General features: G+C 66.0%; 17 protein-coding genes. 9 read left to right on the forward strand and 8 right to left on the reverse strand.

Features of this window, described 5'->3' with window-relative positions; translation table 11 throughout:
* Positions 1 to 25: 25 nt before the first annotated feature.
* The 8 genes from cheY to ahpF all read left to right on the forward strand — a co-directional run bounded on the left by cheY (position 26) and on the right by ahpF (position 8,415).
* Positions 26 to 415, forward strand: coding sequence for a chemotaxis response regulator CheY (gene cheY / locus NKF27_RS20250; protein WP_253554640.1), 390 nt, complete (start codon positions 26 to 28; stop codon positions 413 to 415).
* A gap of 26 nt (positions 416 to 441) precedes the next feature.
* Positions 442 to 1,104 carry a protein phosphatase CheZ gene (gene cheZ, locus NKF27_RS20255; protein WP_253554642.1) on the forward strand — a complete coding sequence of 221 codons (663 nt, stop codon included), beginning with the start codon at positions 442 to 444 and terminating at the stop codon, positions 1,102 to 1,104.
* A 161-nt stretch (positions 1,105 to 1,265) separates the two neighbouring features.
* Positions 1,266 to 2,444, forward strand: a complete 1,179-nt coding sequence (gene flhB, locus NKF27_RS20260; protein WP_253554643.1) for a flagellar biosynthesis protein FlhB — start codon at positions 1,266 to 1,268, stop codon at positions 2,442 to 2,444.
* Positions 2,445 to 2,493: 49 nt separating this feature from the next.
* Entirely contained in the window at positions 2,494 to 4,575 is a 2,082-nt protein-coding gene (gene flhA, locus NKF27_RS20265; protein ID WP_253554644.1) for a flagellar biosynthesis protein FlhA, read from the forward strand.
* Positions 4,576 to 4,577: 2 nt separating this feature from the next.
* On the forward strand, positions 4,578 to 5,012 hold the full coding sequence (locus NKF27_RS20270) for a flagellar protein FlhE (RefSeq protein ID WP_253554645.1): 435 nt from the start codon (positions 4,578 to 4,580) through the stop codon (positions 5,010 to 5,012).
* 22 nt (positions 5,013 to 5,034) lie between these two features.
* Positions 5,035 to 5,736 carry an RNA polymerase sigma factor FliA gene (locus tag NKF27_RS20275; RefSeq protein WP_108132021.1) on the forward strand — a complete coding sequence of 234 codons (702 nt, stop codon included), beginning with the start codon at positions 5,035 to 5,037 and terminating at the stop codon, positions 5,734 to 5,736.
* A gap of 208 nt (positions 5,737 to 5,944) precedes the next feature.
* On the forward strand, positions 5,945 to 6,508 hold the full coding sequence (gene ahpC / locus NKF27_RS20280; RefSeq protein WP_045992348.1) for an alkyl hydroperoxide reductase subunit C: 564 nt from the start codon (positions 5,945 to 5,947) through the stop codon (positions 6,506 to 6,508).
* A 350-nt stretch (positions 6,509 to 6,858) separates the two neighbouring features.
* Positions 6,859 to 8,415 (forward strand): alkyl hydroperoxide reductase subunit F, encoded by a 1,557-nt coding sequence (ahpF, locus tag NKF27_RS20285; protein WP_253554646.1) that lies wholly within the window; start codon positions 6,859 to 6,861, stop codon positions 8,413 to 8,415.
* 291 nt (positions 8,416 to 8,706) lie between these two features.
* Here the strand turns inward: ahpF and NKF27_RS20290 are convergent, their stop codons facing one another.
* Genes NKF27_RS20290 through dctP form a run of 4 tightly spaced genes read right to left on the reverse strand, consistent with a single transcriptional unit; the run spans position 8,707 to position 12,240 of the window.
* Positions 8,707 to 9,378, reverse strand: coding sequence for an RraA family protein (locus tag NKF27_RS20290; RefSeq protein ID WP_253554647.1), 672 nt, complete (start codon positions 9,376 to 9,378; stop codon positions 8,707 to 8,709).
* Positions 9,379 to 9,389: 11 nt separating this feature from the next.
* A complete protein-coding gene (locus NKF27_RS20295; RefSeq protein ID WP_253554648.1) occupies positions 9,390 to 10,694 on the reverse strand; it encodes a TRAP transporter large permease subunit in 1,305 nt (434 codons plus the stop codon).
* A 3-nt stretch (positions 10,695 to 10,697) separates the two neighbouring features.
* Positions 10,698 to 11,213, reverse strand: a complete 516-nt coding sequence (locus tag NKF27_RS20300; RefSeq protein ID WP_253554650.1) for a TRAP transporter small permease — start codon at positions 11,211 to 11,213, stop codon at positions 10,698 to 10,700.
* Positions 11,214 to 11,226: 13 nt separating this feature from the next.
* On the reverse strand, positions 11,227 to 12,240 hold the full coding sequence (gene dctP, locus NKF27_RS20305; RefSeq protein WP_253554652.1) for a TRAP transporter substrate-binding protein DctP: 1,014 nt from the start codon (positions 12,238 to 12,240) through the stop codon (positions 11,227 to 11,229).
* A 638-nt stretch (positions 12,241 to 12,878) separates the two neighbouring features.
* On the opposite strand from dctP, the gene NKF27_RS20310 reads away from it, so the two are divergent.
* Positions 12,879 to 13,874, forward strand: coding sequence for a LysR family transcriptional regulator (locus tag NKF27_RS20310; RefSeq protein WP_045992342.1), 996 nt, complete (start codon positions 12,879 to 12,881; stop codon positions 13,872 to 13,874).
* 10 nt (positions 13,875 to 13,884) lie between these two features.
* On the opposite strand, the gene NKF27_RS20315 is transcribed toward NKF27_RS20310, so the two are convergent.
* From NKF27_RS20315 to NKF27_RS20330, 4 genes are read right to left on the reverse strand one after another with little or no spacing between them, the layout of a single operon-like run.
* Positions 13,885 to 15,603 (reverse strand): thiamine pyrophosphate-binding protein, encoded by a 1,719-nt coding sequence (locus NKF27_RS20315; RefSeq protein WP_253554655.1) that lies wholly within the window; start codon positions 15,601 to 15,603, stop codon positions 13,885 to 13,887.
* Between the two features lie 39 nt (positions 15,604 to 15,642).
* Positions 15,643 to 16,386 (reverse strand): CoA ester lyase, encoded by a 744-nt coding sequence (locus NKF27_RS20320; RefSeq protein WP_253554658.1) that lies wholly within the window; start codon positions 16,384 to 16,386, stop codon positions 15,643 to 15,645.
* Between the two features lie 3 nt (positions 16,387 to 16,389).
* Entirely contained in the window at positions 16,390 to 17,673 is a 1,284-nt protein-coding gene (locus tag NKF27_RS20325; protein WP_045992098.1) for a TRAP transporter large permease, read from the reverse strand.
* On the reverse strand, positions 17,670 to 18,170 hold the full coding sequence (locus tag NKF27_RS20330; protein WP_253556522.1) for a TRAP transporter small permease: 501 nt from the start codon (positions 18,168 to 18,170) through the stop codon (positions 17,670 to 17,672). The genes NKF27_RS20325 and NKF27_RS20330 overlap by 4 nt, the downstream gene beginning before the upstream one ends.
* Between the last annotated feature and the right edge of the window lie 4 nt (positions 18,171 to 18,174).

An 18,174-nucleotide genomic window follows, 5' to 3' on the forward strand; every position in this document is an offset into this window, starting at 1 on the left:
ATAACGACGACGAGGACCCGTATCAATGGCCGACAAGAACATGCGCATCCTGGTGGTGGACGACTTTCCCACCATGCGCCGCATCGTGCGCAGCCTGCTCAAGGAGCTGGGCTTCACCAATGTGGAAGAGGCCGAGGACGGCCAGGACGGCCTGGCAAAACTGCGTGAAGGCGGTTTCGACTTCGTGGTCTCCGACTGGAACATGCCCAACCTGGACGGCCTGGAGATGCTCAAGGCCATCCGTGGCGACGATACCCTGAAGTCACTGCCGGTCCTGATGGTGACCGCCGAGGCCAAGAAGGAAAACATCATCGCCGCGGCGCAAGCCGGCGCCAACGGCTACGTGGTCAAGCCGTTCACCGCCGCCACCCTCGAAGAAAAACTCAACAAGATCTTCGAAAAGCTCGGTATGTGACGCCCTGGCGCCACGAGGAGACAACGATGACACAACAGCAGATCGCCAGCGCCGCAACCGGGCCCAACGCCCAGGGCGACGACCTGGTCCAGCGCATCGGCCAACTGACCCGCATGCTGCGTGAAAGCATGCGCGAGCTGGGCCTGGACAAGGAGATCGAAAAGGCCGCAGAGGCCATCCCCGACGCCCGTGACCGCCTCAGCTACGTCGCCACCATGACCGAACAGGCGGCAGAACGCTCGCTCAACGCCATCGACCGCGCCCAGCCGCTGCAGGATAGTCTGAGCGAACACGCCAAGGCGCTGGACGATCGCTGGCAGCAGTGGTTTGACGCCCCCAAGGAGCTCGACGAGGCCCGCGACCTGGTCAGCGACACCCGTGCCTACCTGACGATGGTGCCGGAGAACACCCAGGCCACCCAGAAGGAGCTTTTGGAGATCCTGATGGCCCAGGACTTCCAGGACCTGACCGGCCAGGTGATCAAGCGCATGATGGACGTCATCCGCGAGATCGAGGACCAGCTGGTGCAGGTTCTGATCGACAGCGTGCCCGAGAGCGAGGCCCGTGACAGCCTGCGCCGGCGCAACGAGGATTCGTTGCTCAACGGCCCCCAGGTCAAGCCTGAGAGCAGCGACGTGGTGGCGAGCCAGGACCAGGTCGACGACCTGCTCGACGAACTGGGTTTCTAGCCGCCTCGCAGAGGGCCGCGCGCCTTCCTTCCCTTCCCGGGATCACACAGGGCTTCCCCCATCAGGGGGTAAGCCCTCTTTCTCGTCACCTTTTCGGGCCTTTGAACTGGCCTGCCCAAGGGACAATGGGCCATACCAGAACTTGTGCCCGTTGATCCCCCATGGCCGACAGCTCCAGCGATCAGGAAAAGACCGAAGAGGCCACCCCGCGACGCCTTGAGAAGGCGCGCGAGGAGGGCCAGGTAGCGCGTTCGCGGGAACTCGCCACCTTCATGCTGCTGCTCGGCGGCGTGGTCGGGCTGTGGTCCATGGGTGACATGCTCTACGGCCAGCTGGGCAGCGTGATGGAGCAGGCCTTCCTGTTCGAGCGCCGCGAGGCCATGGAAACCATGCCGATGCTGTCCCAGGCGCTGGACCTGGGCAGTCGCACCCTGCTCAGCCTGATTCCGCTGTTTCTGCTGCTGACCCTGATCGCGCTGGTGGCGCCGGCACTGCTCGGCGGCTGGCTGGTGTCGGCCAAGGCGCTCAAGCCCCAGGCCTCGAAACTCAACCCGGTCAAGGGCCTCAAGCGCATGTTCTCCACCCACGCCCTGGCGGAGCTGGGCAAGGCCATCGCCAAGTCGGTGCTGGTGGGCGGCGTCGGCCTGGGCTTCGTCTACCTGCACCGGGGCGAGGCGCTGAGCCTGATGGAATTGCCCATCGCCGCGGCGCTGGCGGCATCGATGAAGCTGGCCGCCGAGGCCAGCGCGCTGATGGTGCTGACCCTGGTGGTGGTGATCCTGATCGACGTGCCCTACCAGCTATGGAGCCACGCCAAGAAGCTGCGCATGAGCAAGGAAGAGATCAAGCAGGAGCACAAGGAGTCCGAGGGCGACCCCCAGGTCAAGGGCCGCATCCGCCAGCAGCAGCAGGCCATGGCCCGGGGCCGCATGATGAGCCAGGTGCCCGACGCCGACGTGGTGGTCACCAACCCCACCCACTACGCGGTGGCGCTGAGCTACCGCGAAGGCAGCATGGGCGCACCACGGGTCGTCGCCAAGGGCGCCGACGCGGTGGCCGCGCGCATCCGCGAGCTGGCCGGCGAGGCCGGCGTGCCACTACTCGAGGCGCCGCCCCTGGCGCGCACCCTGTACCGCCACGTGGACCTGGATCGCGAGATTCCCATGGAGCTCTACACCGCGGTGGCCGAGGTGCTGGCCTGGGCCTTCGGCCTCAAGCGCGCCGCCAGCGAAGGCGAGGCGCCGCCGCCCGCCCCAGAATCCATCCAGGTGCCGGCCGAGCTGGCCGTGGCCGCCTCCACGCCAGAGCGCAATGTGACAGCAGACGAGAGACAACCATGACCCCAGCGCCTGACCACAGCGCCATCGCCAGCCCGGCGGGAGACCACGGATGAAGCCGTTGTCCCAGTACCTGACCCGCCGCGACTGGATGGCCGAGATCCCGATGAAGGTGCTGGCCGGCCCGCTGTTGATCATCATGATCCTGGCGATGATGATCCTGCCGCTGCCGCCCTTCGCCCTGGATGTGCTGTTTACCTTCAACATCGCCCTGGCGGTGATGGTGCTGCTGGTCAGCATGTTCACTGAAAAGCCGCTGGACTTCGCCGCCTTCCCAGCGGTGCTGCTGTTCACCACCCTTCTGCGGCTATCGCTCAACGTGGCCTCCACCCGGGTGGTGCTGATGAATGGCCACGAAGGCGGCGACGCCGCCGGCAAGGTCATCGAGGCCTTCGGCCAGTTTCTGGTCGGCGGCAACTTCGCGGTGGGTCTGGTGGTGTTCCTGATCCTGGTGATCATCAACTTCATGGTCATCACCAAGGGCGCCGGGCGCATCGCCGAAGTGGGCGCACGCTTCATGCTCGACGCCATGCCGGGCAAGCAGATGGCCATCGACGCCGACCTCAACGCCGGTCTTATCGGCGAGGAAGACGCCAAGCGACGGCGCGCCGAAGTGGCCCAGGAGGCCGACTTCTACGGTTCCATGGACGGCGCTAGCAAGTTCGTGCGTGGCGACGCCATGGCCGGCTTGATCATCATGGTGGTCAACGTGCTGGGCGGACTGATGATCGGCCTGATGCAGTACGACATGGCCTTCTCCGACGCCGCCCGCACCTACATCCTGCTGACCATCGGCGACGGACTGGTGGCCCAGATCCCGGCGCTGGTGATCTCTACCGCCGCCGGCGTCACGGTGTCCCGGGTCAACACCGATCAGGACGTCGGCCAGCAGATGATCAGCCAGCTGTTCGTCAATCCCAAGGTGCTGATCCTGGCGGCCGGGGTGATGGGCCTGCTGGGCCTGGTGCCGGGGATGCCCAACCTGGTGTTCCTGCTGTTTACAGTGCTGCTGGGGACCCTGGCCTGGTGGCTGACCCGCCAGTCCGAGAAGCGCCTGGTCGAAGAGCAGGAAAGCGCCGCCCCGGCGCCACCCCCGGAAGCCCCGGAGGCGAGCTGGGACGACGTCCAGCTGGTCGATACCCTGGGCCTGGAGGTCGGCCACCGGCTGATTCCGCTGGTCGACGCACGCCAGCAGGGCGAGCTGCTTGGCCGGATCAAGAGCGTGCGCAAGAAGTTCGCCCAGGAGGTAGGCTTCCTGCCACCGGTGGTGCATATCCGCGACAACCTGGAGCTGGAGGCCTCCACCTACCGGGTCACCCTGAAGGGCGCCGAGATCGGCCGCGCCGAGGCCTGGCCCGGGCGCTGGCTGGCCATCGACCCCGGCCAGGTGTCAGGCGAGCTGGACGGCACCCCGACCCAGGACCCGGCCTTCGGCCTGCCGGCGGTGTGGATCGACGCCAGCCAGCGCGAACGCGCCCAGGTCTACGGCTACACCGTGGTCGACGCCAGCACCGTGGTCGCCACCCACCTGAACCACCTGTTGCACCGCCACGCCTCCGAGATGCTGGGGCGCCAGGAGGTGCAGAAGCTGCTCGACAAGCTCAGCGCGGAGCAGAAGTCGCTGGTCGAGGAGGTGGTGCCCAAGGCGCTGTCGCTGACCGCCTTCACCCGGGTACTGCAGCAGTTGCTGGACGAGGACGTGTCGATCCGCGATCTGCGCAGCATCCTCGACACCCTGGCCGAGCACGCGCCCCATCAGCAGGACCCCACCGAGCTGACCGCCCTGGTGCGCATCGCGCTTGGCCGCGCTATCACCCAGCAGTGGTTCGCCGGCCAGGAATCGCTCAACGTCATCGGCCTTGAGCCCCAGCTCGAACAGGTGCTGCACCAGGCCATGAACGGCAACGGCGCCCTGGAACCGGGCCTGGCCCAGACCCTGATGGACCAGACCGAGGCGGCGCTGGGCCGCCACGAGGCCACCGGCGAGCCGCCGGTGCTGGTGGTCACCCCGAGCCTGCGCCCGGTGCTGGCACGCTTCCTGCGCCGTCGACTGCGCCACCTGGTGGTGATGTCCCAGGCCGAGATTCCCGACGACCGCATGCTGCGCGTCACCCATCAGGTCGGGGGGATCTGACCATGCTCCCAGCCTTGATCCTTGCCCGGAGAACCCGGATTACGCCGAGACGCCTGGCGGCGCTCGCCCTGCTGGCGCTGTGGCTGATCGCCAGCGGCGCCCAGGCCTTCCCCGGTGCCTGGACCGCCAGCGCCCCGCGCATGACCGTCGCCTCGAGCCAGCTCGACCAGGCGTCGCGACCGCTGACGCCGCCCTCCGCCAGCGTCGAGGGTGTGATCGAGCGGGTGGTGTGGCGCTACCACGCAGCGCCTGGCGCCCGCCTGCAGGGTCGCCTGTGCCATGGACAGCGCTGCCTGCGCCTGAAGGCCGCCCACGGCAGCACCGAACACTTCGCCGGCCTCGACGCCGCCGGCCCCTTCGTCTTTCGTTTCCGTCTCCTGGATGGTGAGTCGCCGCTCGTTGTCGAGGGCATGAGCGTGATCGTCAACCACCGTTGAGGCTGTCCCAGAGGAAAGTGCCATGTACACCGCACAAGGCAGAATGGAGCATCAGTCCCAGCTCGAAGCCTACCTCCCCATGGTGCGTCGCCAGGCCCTGGCGCTGCAGGTCAAGCTGCCCGCCGGGGTCGACCTGGATGACCTGATCCAGGCCGGCATCGTCGGCCTGCTGGAGGCGCTGGGGCGCTTCGATGCAAGCCAGGGCGCCCAGTTCACGACCTTCGCCAGCCAGCGGGTGCGCGGCGCCATGCTCGACGAACTGCGCAGCCGCGACTGGCTGCCGCGCAGCGTACGCCGCCAGGCCCGGGCACTGGACGAGGCCACCCGCGAGCTGCAGCAGCGCCTCGGCCGCCCCCCGGAGGAACACGAGATCGCCGAGGCGCTGGACATGGACCTGGTCAGCTACCGACGCCTGTTGAGCGACGTCAACAACGGCCAGCTGATGCCCTTCGAGGAATTGCTCGCCGAAGGCAACGAGCATCGCTTCAGCGATCAGATCGGCATGGCGCCGCTGGCCGAACTGCTCGACGGCGAACGCCGCGAGGCGCTGGTCGCCGCCATCGCCGAGCTGCCCGAGCGGGAAAAACTGCTGATGGCGCTCTACTACCAGGAGGAGCTCAACCTCAAGGAGATCGGCGCCGTGCTGGGAGTCAGCGAGTCCCGGGTGTGCCAGATCCATAGCCAGGCGGTGAGCCGACTGCGCGCGCGATTAAGCGAGCACTGAGCCGCTCCGACAACTCAGCGAAGAAAGCGAACGAAGAAAACCACTGGCAAAACGGCAGGTTAGAAAGATCGGCCGACTAGAGGGAACAGCCACCCCATAGCCATCTCTTATCAGGATTATCGGACCATTCAATTTATCCAATTGCTCGTTTCTGCGTAAGGTGAGCCCTGTCTTCAGACAATACACCCATCGCTCAAAGGAGACGGGAATGTCCCTGATCAACACCGAAGTCAAGCCGTTCAAGGCCACCGCTTACCACAACGGCGAGTTCGTCGACGTCTCTAGCGACGACATGAAAGGCCAGTGGAGCATCGTCTTCTTCTACCCGGCCGACTTCACCTTCGTCTGCCCGACCGAGCTTGGTGACCTGGCGGACAACTACGAAGAGTTCAAGAAGCTGGGCGTCGAGATCTACAGCGTCTCCACCGACACCCACTTCACCCACAAGGCCTGGCACGACAGCTCCGAGACCATCGGCAAGCTGCAGTTCCCGATGATCGCCGACCCGACCCTGACCATCTCGCGCAACTTCGAGGTGCTGATCGAGGAAGACGGCCTGGCCGAGCGTGGCACCTTCGTCATCGACCCCGAGGGCAAGATCCAGATCGTCGAGATCAACGCCGGCAACATCGGCCGCAACGCCGAAGAGCTGCTGCGCAAGGTCAAGGCCGCCCAGTACGTCGCCGCCCACCCCAACGAGGTGTGCCCGGCCAAGTGGAAGGAAGGCGAAGAGACCCTGGCGCCGTCCCTGGACCTCGTCGGCAAGATCTAAGCCTTGCCCGCAAGATCTGGCACTTGTCCGCCAGATCTGACACTTGACCGAAAGTGTCTTGAGCAAGATGTGACTGCGCCAAGGCTGGCTGACTCAGCCTTAGTGTCCCTTGTCGCAGTCACGGCGCCTCATCAGAGGCGCCCGTCACCCCCGAGGTGACACCCTTTTCCCCACCGGGTCGTTGGTCTCGGTCGTCCTACCAGTCGCTTATGCGAGATCGGGTCCTCTTCAGTGATTGAGGGGCCAGGTGGGGATTCTGCGGCCCAATGATCGGCCAGTTCGCCGATACCGGCACTACGCCCCCTGCCGCAAACCACCATTTTCCGATTTTTATCAGGATTGCCGCTGTCATGTTGGACGACTCTCTCAAGCAACAGCTGAAAGCCTATCTCGAACGTGTCACCCGCCCCTTCGAGCTTGTCGCCACCCTCGATGACGGCGACAAGTCCAGGGAACTCCACGGCCTGCTCAGCGACATCGCCGCGCTCAGCGACCACATCAGCCTGTCCACCGAAGGCAAGGACGCACGCGCGCCGTCGTTCGCCCTTTACCGTGATGGCGCCCCCACCGGGGTGGTGTTCGCCGGCATCCCCATGGGCCACGAGTTCACCTCGCTGGTGCTGGCGCTTCTGCAAGTGGGTGGGCATCCGCCCAAGGCCAGCGACGAGGTAATCGAACAGATCCAGGCGCTGGACGCGGACATGCACTTCGAGACCTACTTCTCGCTGTCCTGCCAGAACTGCCCGGACGTGGTCCAGGCGCTGAACCTGATGGCCATCCTCAATCCGCGGATCTCCCACGACGCCATCGACGGCGCCCTGTTCCAGGACGAGGTCGAGGCCCGCGAGATCATGTCGGTGCCGAGTGTCTACCTCAACGGCGAGCCCTTCGACCAGGGCCGCATGACCCTCGAGCAGATCCTGGCCAAGGTCGACACCGGCGCCGAAAAGCGTGAAGCCGAGAAGATCAGCGCCAAGGAGTCCTTCGAAGTGCTGACCATCGGTGGCGGTCCCGCCGGCGCAGCTGCCTCCATCTATGCCGCGCGCAAGGGTATCCGCACCGGCGTCGCCGCCGAGCGCTTCGGCGGCCAGGTGCTCGACACCATGGCCATCGAGAACTTCATCTCGGTGCAGGAGACCGAAGGGCCCAAGCTTGCCACCGCGCTTGAAGAGCACGTCAAGCAGTACGACGTCGACATCATGAACCTGCAGCGTGCAGAAGCTCTGGTGCCGTCGAGCGAGCCGGGCGGTGAGCACGAGGTGCGCTTCGCCTCCGGCGCCAGCCTGCGCGCCAAGACGCTGATCCTGGCCACCGGCGCCCGCTGGCGCGAGATGAACGTGCCCGGCGAGGCCGAGTACCGCAACCGCGGCGTGGCCTACTGCCCGCACTGCGACGGCCCGCTGTTCAAGGGCAAGCGCGTCGCGGTCATCGGCGGCGGCAATTCCGGCGTCGAGGCGGCCATCGACCTGGCCGGCATCGTCGCCCACGTGACCCTGTTCGAGTTCATGGACGAGCTGCGTGCCGACGCCGTGCTGCAGAAGAAGCTGCGCAGTCTGCCCAACGTCGAGATCATCTCCGGCGCCCGCACCACCGAGATCAACGGCGACGGCAACCGCGTCACCGGCCTGAGCTATGAAGAGCGCGCCAGCGGCGAGCTCAAGCAGGTCGAGCTGGAAGGTGTGTTCGTGCAGATCGGCCTGGTGCCCAACACCGAATGGCTCAAGGACTCGCCGATCGAGCTGTCCGAACGCGGCGAGATCATCACCGATGCCCACGGCATGACCTCGGTCCCCGGCATCTTCGCCGCCGGCGACGTCACCACCGTGCCCTACAAGCAGATCGTCATCGCCGTGGGGGCAGGTGCCACCGCCGCCCTCGGCGCCTTCGACTACCTGATTCGTCAGTAAGGTCGAGCCCTCGACCACGACAAAGCTATGTTCCCTGAAGACACCGTCTGGCTTCCCTGGCCGCGGTGTCCACGACCAGGAAGGTCGTGACTAGCCTGCCGCCCTTCGGGGCGGTTTTTTTTGGTCTATTGATCGCCGTTCACCAGTACGCCGTAGCATCACGATGGTGTGTCACGGCACCCTGCTTGACGACGGTCGACATCACTTCAGCGCATCCCCGACACAGGACACATGCCACCGCCCTTCGGGGCGGTTTTTTTTGGCCTGTTGGTCGTGCAGGAGAGACCAATGTCAGTTCGACGGCGTCAGCCGGCTCTCGACAATAGCACTTGCGCCGCTTATGTCCGGTAGACACTCACCCTGGGCCAGTCGCTCAAGGATGCGTTCTTCCTGGCGTTGCAGTTCCAGGGTGTGGTCGATCACCGCGTCGACCTCCGATGGCGGCAGTACCACCACGCCGTTCTCGTCGGCCAGCACCACGTCGCCGGCGGATACCACCACCCCACCGACGCTGACCGGCAGGTTCATGGCGCCGCCCTGGTCGGCGAGCTTGGTGGTCAGCGACGAGACGCCGCGGCTCCACACCGGGAAGCGCTTGGCGCGCAGGGTCGCAAGGTCAGTGGCGGTGCCGTCGATGATCACCCCGGCCAGTCCCAGGTGCGAGCCGACTTCGGTCAGCACCCCGCCCCAGCAGGCGTGACGACGATCGCCCTGGCGATCGATCACCAGCACATCGCCGGGACGCAACAGGCGCATGGCGTGGTTGAGCAGGGTGCCGTCTCCTGGCGGCAGCGACAGGGTCACGGCGACCCCGGCCACCCGCACCGCGTCGAGCTGGCAGCGAATCTCGGGGTCGATAAAGCCCTCTTCGCGGAAGTGGCCGATGGTGGCGGTCTCGCACTCGAGCAGCCGCTGACGGCGGGCGGGGTCCAGCGGGGCGGGCAGGTCGGCGATGGTGTACACAGCGTTTTTCCTTATATCAGGCTCGGCAGCCAGGTGATCAGGCCCGGCACCCAGTACAGCATCAGCATGCCGAACAGGAAGCACAGCACGATCGGCCAGGCGGCGGCGTAGATGGTCGGCATGGTCACCGAGGGTGCCCCGCCCTTGACCGCGAACAGGTTGTAGCCGAACGGCGGGGTCAGGCTGCCCACCGCCAGGTTGATCAGAAACAGCGTCCAGAACCACACCGGATCGAAGCCGTAGGCCTTGACCAGCGGGGCGTAGATCGGGATGACCACCATCATGAAGGCGATCTGGTCGATGAACATGCAGGCGATCAGCGGGATCAGCATCAACAGCAGCAGCATCAGGCCGGTGTCCAGGTCCATGGCGGTGGCGGCGGCCACCAGCCCGGAGGTGGCCCCGGTAAAGGACAGAAGCTGACTGAACAGCTTGGAGCAGGCCAGGATGGTGATTATCATGGCGCTGATCGACAGCGACGACAGCAGCGCCTGGCCGGCCATCTTGAGGCTGAACTTGCGGTAGTAGAAGGCCACCAGAATGGCGCCGAGCACGCCGGTGGCGGCGGATTCCGACGGCGTCGCCACCCCCAGCATCATCAACCCCAGCACCGAGAAGATGATGATCGAGAACGGCGCCATGTTGGCCAGCGCCCGACCGCGCTGGCGCCAGTTGCCACCGCCCGAGTCGTCCACCGCCGGTGCCCGCGACGGGTCCAGCATCATGCGCACCACCACGTAGGTCACGAACAACCCGGCCAGCAGGATGCCCGGGATGATGCCGGCGATCAAAAGGCGAGCGATGGAGACGTCGACCATGGAGCCGATGATGATCACCAGTAGGCTCGGCGGGATGATCGGTGCAAGGCCGGCACCGCCGAGGATCAGGCCGATCGACAGGCGGTCGTCGTAGCCACGCTGCTGCATGGTCGGCAGCGCCGAACGGCTGAGCATGGCGGTCACCGCCAGGGCCGAGCCGGACAGCGCGCCGAACAGCGTCGACAGGGCCACCACGAAGAAGTACAGACGGCCCTTGATGCGCCCCATCAGGGTATCGAGGGAGTCGAAGATGACGTCGATGGAGCCCGAGCGGAACAGCAGCTCGCCCATCAACACGAACAGCGCGATGGTGGTCAGCGTCTCCGAGGTGACGGTGTCATAGACGCTGTTGGCGAACAGGCCGAAGCCGGCGCTGCCCATCAGCCAGAAGGTGCCGGCCACGTTGATCGCTAGAAAGGCCACGAACACCGGCACGCCGAGGGCGAACAGCCCCATCAGCAGGGCGATGGCCAGGCCCAGGGTGACATACCACTCCATCGTCTACGCCTCCTGCCGTGGACTGTCGCTGGGCCACTCGACGGTGGCGGGCAGCAGCGCGCGCCGCAGAAAGTGCAGCGCGGTATTGGAAAAGCCGTAGCCGATAAAGCTCGACACCCACACCTTGGGGATATCGAGCCCCATGGCGGTGGTGGTGCCGCTGGCAAACTGGCGAAGGCTCTCGCTGATCAGCATCCAGGCCGCCAGCGCGCACACCGCCGCGGTCAGCAGCGAGGTGAAGCGCTCGAAGCCCTGCCGCCGGGCGGCGGGCAGGCTGTCCTGCAGCACGCTGATGGCGATGTGCCCACGGGTCCGGGCGAGTTCCGGCATGGCCAGGCTGGCCGACAGGCACAGACAGTAGGCGACGATGGAGCTCGACCATAGGGTCGGGGCGTTGAAGAAGTAGCGGGCCACCACTTCGATCCAGAAACACACGACGATGCCACACAGGGTGGCACCGCCGAGGTAGAAGCCGAATCGCGTGAGGCCATCGTGCCAACGGGCAAGGGTAGCCAGCATGGGAGCGATCCGATCAGGGGGTCATGTCGTTGCTTTCGGCGATCTCGCGCATCTTGGCCACCGCCTCCGGCGACTTGTCGAGGCCGAGCTGCCAGATGCCTTCGGTCACCAGTTCGTCGAGACGCTCGGCGTCTTCCGGGGCGAACTCGGTTTCGTGCATGCCGAGCTCCCGCAGGCGCGCCCATTCCTCGACCGCCAGTTCGTCGAGCACCCCGGCGATCTCGCTTTCCAGCGCCTCACCCTGGGCCAGCAGCACCGACTGCTCCTGCTCGCTGAGGCCATTGAAGGTGTCGAGGTTCATCAGCAGGTAGGTGTAGGTCTGGCCGAAGGTGGGCTTGGAGAAGTAGCCCGCCACCTCGTGCCAGCCAAGATCCTCGACGCCGTTGAGGCCCCAGGCGGCGCCGTCGATGACGTTACGATCCAGCGAGGAGTAGACGTCGCCGCTGGACATCAGCACCGGCGTGCCACCCAGGCCCTGGGTCACGTTGGTGTAGGTGGGGCTGCCGCGCAGACGACGTCCCTCGAGGCCCGGCGAGCCTTCGATGGGCTCCTTGAGCACGTACTGGAAACCGCTGGAGCCGAGCGGCGGAATCGCCAGAAGCTTCAGGCCGAGCTCGTTGTAGTGGCTGTCGATGAAGTCCCACAGGCCGGACTCGCGGGTCTTGGCAGGATCGACGAAGACCCCGTCCATGGCCGCACCGACACCGGTGGTGTTGGTGTGGTAGGCGCCGTGGGTGTAGAGCAGATCGAACACCCCCACCGAGACCGGCTGCAGCTGTTCGAACGGCGGCACCACGTCGGGGCCATTGAGGCTGATGGAGACCTCGCCGTCGCTGGCGTCCTGGACCTTGTCGATGTAGCGCTGGGCGACTTCGCGGGTGTAGGCCGAGGTCAGGTCGTAGCTCGACAGCATGCGCAGATCGGTGGCCTGGGCATCGGGTGACAGCGCCGACAGCGACAGGGCAGACAGCGACAGCGCGGACACGGTCAGGATGGAGCGGGAGAGTCGGGACAGGGAGCGATTCATGGTCTTCCTCGCGTTTATGGTTGTTATCATCCGTGGCCGAGGCGGGATGCGTCCGGCAGAAGGATCTTCGATACCACTTCAATCTAGTCAGGCCGACACACCGGGGTCAATGGAAAGGCACCGATCGAGTTTTTCGATTTTTAATATGTAGAATTTACAGAATTTATACAACAAAATTAAAATATAAAAAACAGAAAAATAAAGAGCACTATCTTGTGAAAAATCTCGTATTAAAGGGCTTTTATCTCGAAGTATTTTACGCAAAACATGATGAGATAAAATCCCAATAACGCCTGATAAACCATATAATACAACGACCTATATTAAACACCCTCTTTCGTATAGACGCCCACCCAGCTCCATCGTCGTTATTGCCACAGGCGACAATTTCGACACCATATCGGCCACCTTCCAGCAGAAGAACAGCTCTTTCCAGCAAGAAGGGATCGACTCGCCTGGCCGGTTACCCTCGACCAGGCCGAAGCTGGCTGGAGGTAACCCATGCCCGGCAACGGCCGAGGGTGTATTCTCTGACAACAGCTTGGCCAACCATACACAGGCCAACATCAGGGCGCCTTCGGCGAGGACACATCGTCCGCACGGGCGCCTCTTGCTGACAGAAATGAAAGGAGCCGGTGATGCGGCCGATTCACGACACCCTGGACTGGAACCTGCTGCGGACCTTTATCGTCATCGTGCAGGAAGAGAGCGTGAGCAAGGCGGCGGTGCGCCTGTACCTGTCTCAGCCGGCGGTGAGTCTGTCGCTGAAACGGCTGGAAGAACGGCTGGGCCAGAAGCTGATCGAGCGCGACAGCCATCGCTTTCGGGTGACCCAGGCGGGTCAGCTGGTGTACCGCGAGGCGGTGGATATCTACGCCAATGTGGCACGCCTGGCGGCCTCTGTGGGGGAGTCGGACCCGGAGGTGGCCGGCCACGTCTCGCTGGCCTTTATCACCGGTATCCAGTGTCGCTTTCTCGACAGCGTGCTGGCGGCCTTCCATCGTCGCTATCCGCAGATCACCTTCGAAATCGAGGACATGTCGAGCCAGGAGGTGCAGCACGCCCTGTCACAGCGCCAGAGCGCGCTGGGTATCTGCCTGGCACAGAGCTGCCCGGACAACCTCGACAGTCAGGTGCTGGCGCGCCAGCGCTATCGGCTGTACTGCGGGCGCAGCCACCGCCTGTTCGGCCGCGACAGCCTGCCCATGGAAGAACTCAAGCAGGAGGCCTACGTGTCCTTTGGCAGCGAGCAGCTCGACGGGGTGCTGTCGCCGCTGGCGGTGTTCCGCGCCCAGCACGGCCTCAAGGGCCCGGTGGTAGGGCAGTCCAGTCGTCTGCAGGAAATCCAGCGCATGGTCATGGCAGGCTGGGGCATCGGCTGCCTGCCGGAGCACCTGGTGGCTCGGCAGGTGGCGGACGGCGAGCTGTGGCCGCTGCCACCCTACGACGGCGTGGCCGACATCGACCTGCACCTGATGTGGCACCGCGAAGGCCGCGCCAGCGTGGCGGAGACGACCTTTATCGAGTTCTTCCTCACCAGCATGGCCAAGGTGCCCATGGAGCACCGCCTGACCACCGGTATCGACGTGGCCGACGCCGCCCAGGCGCCCCTCGCCTTTGACGATACGCCATAGGGCAGCCTGTTCAACGCGCCAGGGCAGCCTCGCGGATGGCGCTCAGGCGCTTGCCCGGGGCGATGCCGTCGGCCTCGTAGCGCAATTCGATCAGCGCCGGGCGGCGTTCACGCTCGGCGAAGGCCAGGGCGCGCTCGAAGGCGGCGTCGAAGTCCTCGTCACGCTCGACGATCTCGCCCAGGCCACCGTAGGACTCGACCAGGGTGGTGAAGGCCGGGTTGGTGAAGGTCAGGGCGATCTCGCGGCCGGGGAAGTCGTTTTCCTGGTGGGCACGGATGGTACCCCACATGCCGTTGTTGAACAGAAGGATCACTAGGCCGACATCGTACTGCAGCGCCACCCCCAACTCCTGCAGGTTCATCTGGAAACAGCCGTCACCAGCGAAGCAAACCGCCGGGCGGTCGGGGTGCTCGAGCTTGAACGAGATCGCCGCCGGCAGGCCGTAGCCCATGGAGCCCACCGTCGGCGCCAGCGAGCTGCCGAGCCCGGCAAAGCGCACGTAGCGGTGGGCGTACAGCGCATAGTTGCCGGCCCCCACGCTGATGCAGCCCTGGCCATCCAGGCGACGATCGACGCTGGCGGCGACCTTGTCGAGACTCAGCGGCCCCGGGGCCGGCTGGGGCTCAAGCGTCGCCAGGTAGTCGGCGCGCGCGGCGCGCGTCTGATCGGCCCAGCGCGGTGAGGTGTCCGGCGCCAGCCCGTCCAGGGCGGCGGCGAAGCCCACCACGTCGGCGTTGATGGCAAGCTCGGCATGGTAGACCCGGCCCAGCTCTTCGGGATCCGGGTAGACGTGCACCAGCGTCTGACGCGGGGTCGGCGACTGGATCCACGAGTAGCCTTCGCTGGTGGCCTCGCCCATGCGGGTGCCGACGGCGATCAGCAGGTCGCTGTGCTCAAGCCGCTCGCGCAGGGCGTCGTCCATGGCGAAGCCGACGTGGCCGACAAAGCGCGGGTCGCGCTGGTCGAAGCACTCGAGCCGCCGCCAGGCCACCCCCACCGGCAGCTCGAAACGTTCGGCGAAGGCCGCCATCTGGGCCTGAGCCTGTGCCGTCCAACCGCTGCCACCGATCAGCAGGAAGGGCCGCTCGGCCTCGGCCAGACGCGCCTTGAGCGCCTCGAGCTGAGCCGCGCCGGGGTGGGAATGCAGCTTGGCCATGGGCTGGGCGTCGGCCACCTCGGCCTCGCCCCACAGGGTGTCTTCCGGCAACGCCAGCACCACCGGACCGGGACGCCCGCTGGTGGCGACGCGATAGGCCCGGGCGATGTACTCGGGGATACGGTCGGTGGCGTCGATCTGGGCGACCCACTTGGCCATGGGGCCGAACATGCGGCGGTAGTCGATCTCCTGAAAGGCCTCGCGCTCGACGAAGTCGTTCCCTACCTGGCCGATGAACAGGATCATCGGGGTCGAGTCCTGAAAGGCGGTATGTACCCCGATGGAGGCGTTGGTAGCCCCCGGGCCACGGGTCACGAAGCAGATGCCCGGCTCGTTGGTCAGCTTGCCGTAAGCCTCGGCCATGTAGGCGGCGCCGCTTTCCTGACGGCAGACGATGGGCTCGATGGCGCCCCGATGCTCGTTGAGGGCGTCGATGCAGGGCAGATAGCTTTCCCCCGGCACCAGGAAGACCCGGCGGGCGCCGTGGGCGCGCAGCTGGTCCATCAGGATCTGGCCGCCATTACGGCGCGCAAGGGACGTGGTTGGCGAAAGCGTGGAGGCTGGCAGGCTCATGTCAGGGTTCTCGATATCGTTGTTGGTGGTGAAGGCGGTTCAGGCGTCTGTCAGGGCGCGGTGCAGCGGGGCGATCTGTTCGGGCAGCACCACGCAGCGGGCACGAAAGCCCCGCGCCATGGCCCACTCGAGGTCTTGCTCGAAGCCCTCTCGGTAAGGCCAGGGGCCGTCGATGGCCAGGCACTCGGCCTTGGCGCAGGCGTCGACGAAGCGCTGGCGCCAGGGCGCCAGGACGCTGGCCCGCTCGCCTGGCTCGGCGTCGGCGGCGACGCCCAGGTCACGCGACAGATCGCCACTGCCGAGAAGCGCCGCGCTCACCCTTGGGCTTGCCTTGAGGATCTCCGCTGCGGCGCCCACACCGGCGGCGCTCTCCAGCGTCGGTATCAGCGCGGTACAGCCCTGTTCGAGGCCGACGCGACGCTCTTCGCGGGCCAGTGCCAGGGCCAGCAGCACGATGTCCATGGAGGACTCGACCTGGGGCAGGAAGATGGCCGCTGGTCGTGCCCGCATCAGCGCCGCCAGCTCGCCCTTGCCGCCCTGGGTCAGCGGGTTGATGCGCGCCATGGGAAGCCGCTGGTGCTGCCGGCAGCGCTCGGCGAAGGCGACAAAGTCGTCGCAGGCCTGGCGGCGATCGGCGTCCGGGGTGAACTCCTCCAGGTCGACGATGATGGCCTCGGCGCCACTGTCCAGCGCGTGGTCCAGGCGTGCCGGGTCATGCCCCGGCACGAACAACCAGCTGCGACACTGGGCCAGGGACGAAGGAGTCGGAATCAAGGACGCCATGGGTCACTCCATCAGATTCGGCAGGAACAGCACGATGTCGGGCACGAAGGTGATCAGCAGCAGTACCGCGACCATCGCCCCGAGCATCAGTCCCAGGTAGCGCAACGACTCCATCACACTGATTCCGGCGATGCGGCAGGCGGCCATCAGGTCGACCCCCAGCGGCGGGGTGTTGGCGCCGATCGCCAGGTTCACCGTCAGCAGCACCCCGAAGTGCACCGGGTCGATGCCGTACTGCACCAGCAGCGGCATGACGATGGGGGTGACGATGATGATGATGGCGATGCTTTCCATGAAGGAGCCGAGCACCAGCAACACCACGGTCAGCAGCAGCAGTACGCCATAGCGGCTGTCGGTGATCTCGCCGATCAGTGTGGCGATGGCCTGGGGCACCTGTTCGTAGGTCAGGCCCCAGGCGAACATGCCGGCGGCACCGATGATGACCAGGATGGCGCCGGAGGTCTCCGCGGTGGCGATGACGCTGTCGACGATGTCCCGAAGGCTCAGACTGCGATAGACCAGGGTGCCGACGATCAGCGCATAGACGATGGCCGAGGCGGCGGCTTCGGTGGGGGTGAAGACGCCGAAGCGGATGCCACCGATGATCAGCACCGGCACCAGCAGCGCCGGCAGGGCGGCGATAAAGGCACGTTTGCGCTCGCCGGGCTCGGGCCGGGTACCGCCGGACCAGCCGTTGCGGCGTGACACATAGATGGCCACCCCCACCAGCGCCAGGGTCAGCAGCAAGCCGGGGATCACGCCGCCCATGAACAGCTTGCCCACCGAGGTGTTGGAGGTGGTGCCGTAGACGATCATCACGATGCTCGGCGGGATCACCGTGCCGATGGAGCTGGCGGTGCCCACCAGGGCGCTGCTGAAGCCGCGGTGATAGCCGCTGCGCTGCATCGCCGGCAGCAGCATGCTGCCGATGGCGATGACGTCGGCCACACCGGAGCCTGACAGCGCCCCGAACATCATGCAGGCCAGCACCGCGACCACCGCCAGGCCGCCGCGGATGTCGCCCACCAGCGCCATGCACAGGCGCACCAGACGCTGGGTCAGCCCGGCGTGATTCATCAACTGGGCGGCCATCACGAACAGCGGAATGGCCAGCAGGGTGAAGCTCTCCATGCCCGCCACGAACTGCTGAGCGGAGACCATCATCGGCGCCGCGCCGAACATCAGCAGATAGGACAGCACCGCCAGGATCAGGCCGAAGGCGATGGGAATGTCGATCAGGATCGCCAGGGCGAAGACGCCCACCAGGGTCAAGGCACCAAGGGTCATGCGTCGCCCTCCTGTGGCAGCGGCTGGCGCGCCAGCAGATGGTCACACTGCGCCAGCGCCATGCCGGCGCAGCACACCGGCACCGACAGATACACCAGCCCCGCAGGCAGTTGCAGCGCCGTGGTGGTCTGGCTCATGGTCAACCAGGCCAGGTCCCAGCCGGCCTTGGCCAGCAACAGCAGCATCACCAGCAGCAGCAGGTCGGTGGCCCGGGTGATCAGCCGGCGAATGGCAGGGGAACTCACCAGCAGCGGCATCAGTCCGGCGCTCAGGTGGCTGCGCTTGTAGGTGCAGGCCACCCCGGCCAGCAGCGCGGTCCACACCAGCACCAGCTGGGGCAGCTCTTCGGCCCAGTGGGGCGGTGCCCCCACCACCCAGCGCATGAACACCGAGTAGGCGACCAGCGCCGCCAGCATGGCGGCGCCGATGCCGGCCAGCGCCAGGCACAGGCGCGAGACCAGACGCGCCACGGGATGCAGCAGGCCGTGCACGGTCATCGCG

Source organism: Halomonas sp. DN3 (assembly GCF_024137905.1).
Classification (GTDB): domain Bacteria; phylum Pseudomonadota; class Gammaproteobacteria; order Pseudomonadales; family Halomonadaceae; genus Halomonas; species Halomonas litopenaei.

Coding starts and splice junctions, on each gene's coding strand:
- NKF27_RS20325 (WP_045992098.1), bottom strand. CDS start 17,673: ATGACCCTTGGTGCCTTGACCCTGGTGGGCGTCTTCGCCCTGGCGATC.
- cheY (WP_253554640.1), top strand. CDS start 26: ATGGCCGACAAGAACATGCGCATCCTGGTGGTGGACGACTTTCCCACC.
- NKF27_RS20300 (WP_253554650.1), bottom strand. CDS start 11,213: ATGCTGGCTACCCTTGCCCGTTGGCACGATGGCCTCACGCGATTCGGC.
- cheZ (WP_253554642.1), top strand. CDS start 442: ATGACACAACAGCAGATCGCCAGCGCCGCAACCGGGCCCAACGCCCAG.
- flhB (WP_253554643.1), top strand. CDS start 1,266: ATGGCCGACAGCTCCAGCGATCAGGAAAAGACCGAAGAGGCCACCCCG.
- NKF27_RS20275 (WP_108132021.1), top strand. CDS start 5,035: ATGTACACCGCACAAGGCAGAATGGAGCATCAGTCCCAGCTCGAAGCC.
- NKF27_RS20310 (WP_045992342.1), top strand. CDS start 12,879: ATGCGGCCGATTCACGACACCCTGGACTGGAACCTGCTGCGGACCTTT.
- flhA (WP_253554644.1), top strand. CDS start 2,494: ATGAAGCCGTTGTCCCAGTACCTGACCCGCCGCGACTGGATGGCCGAG.
- ahpF (WP_253554646.1), top strand. CDS start 6,859: ATGTTGGACGACTCTCTCAAGCAACAGCTGAAAGCCTATCTCGAACGT.
- NKF27_RS20270 (WP_253554645.1), top strand. CDS start 4,578: ATGCTCCCAGCCTTGATCCTTGCCCGGAGAACCCGGATTACGCCGAGA.
- NKF27_RS20320 (WP_253554658.1), bottom strand. CDS start 16,386: ATGGCGTCCTTGATTCCGACTCCTTCGTCCCTGGCCCAGTGTCGCAGC.
- NKF27_RS20330 (WP_253556522.1), bottom strand. CDS start 18,170: ATGACCGTGCACGGCCTGCTGCATCCCGTGGCGCGTCTGGTCTCGCGC.
- dctP (WP_253554652.1), bottom strand. CDS start 12,240: ATGAATCGCTCCCTGTCCCGACTCTCCCGCTCCATCCTGACCGTGTCC.
- ahpC (WP_045992348.1), top strand. CDS start 5,945: ATGTCCCTGATCAACACCGAAGTCAAGCCGTTCAAGGCCACCGCTTAC.
- NKF27_RS20315 (WP_253554655.1), bottom strand. CDS start 15,603: ATGAGCCTGCCAGCCTCCACGCTTTCGCCAACCACGTCCCTTGCGCGC.
- NKF27_RS20295 (WP_253554648.1), bottom strand. CDS start 10,694: ATGGAGTGGTATGTCACCCTGGGCCTGGCCATCGCCCTGCTGATGGGG.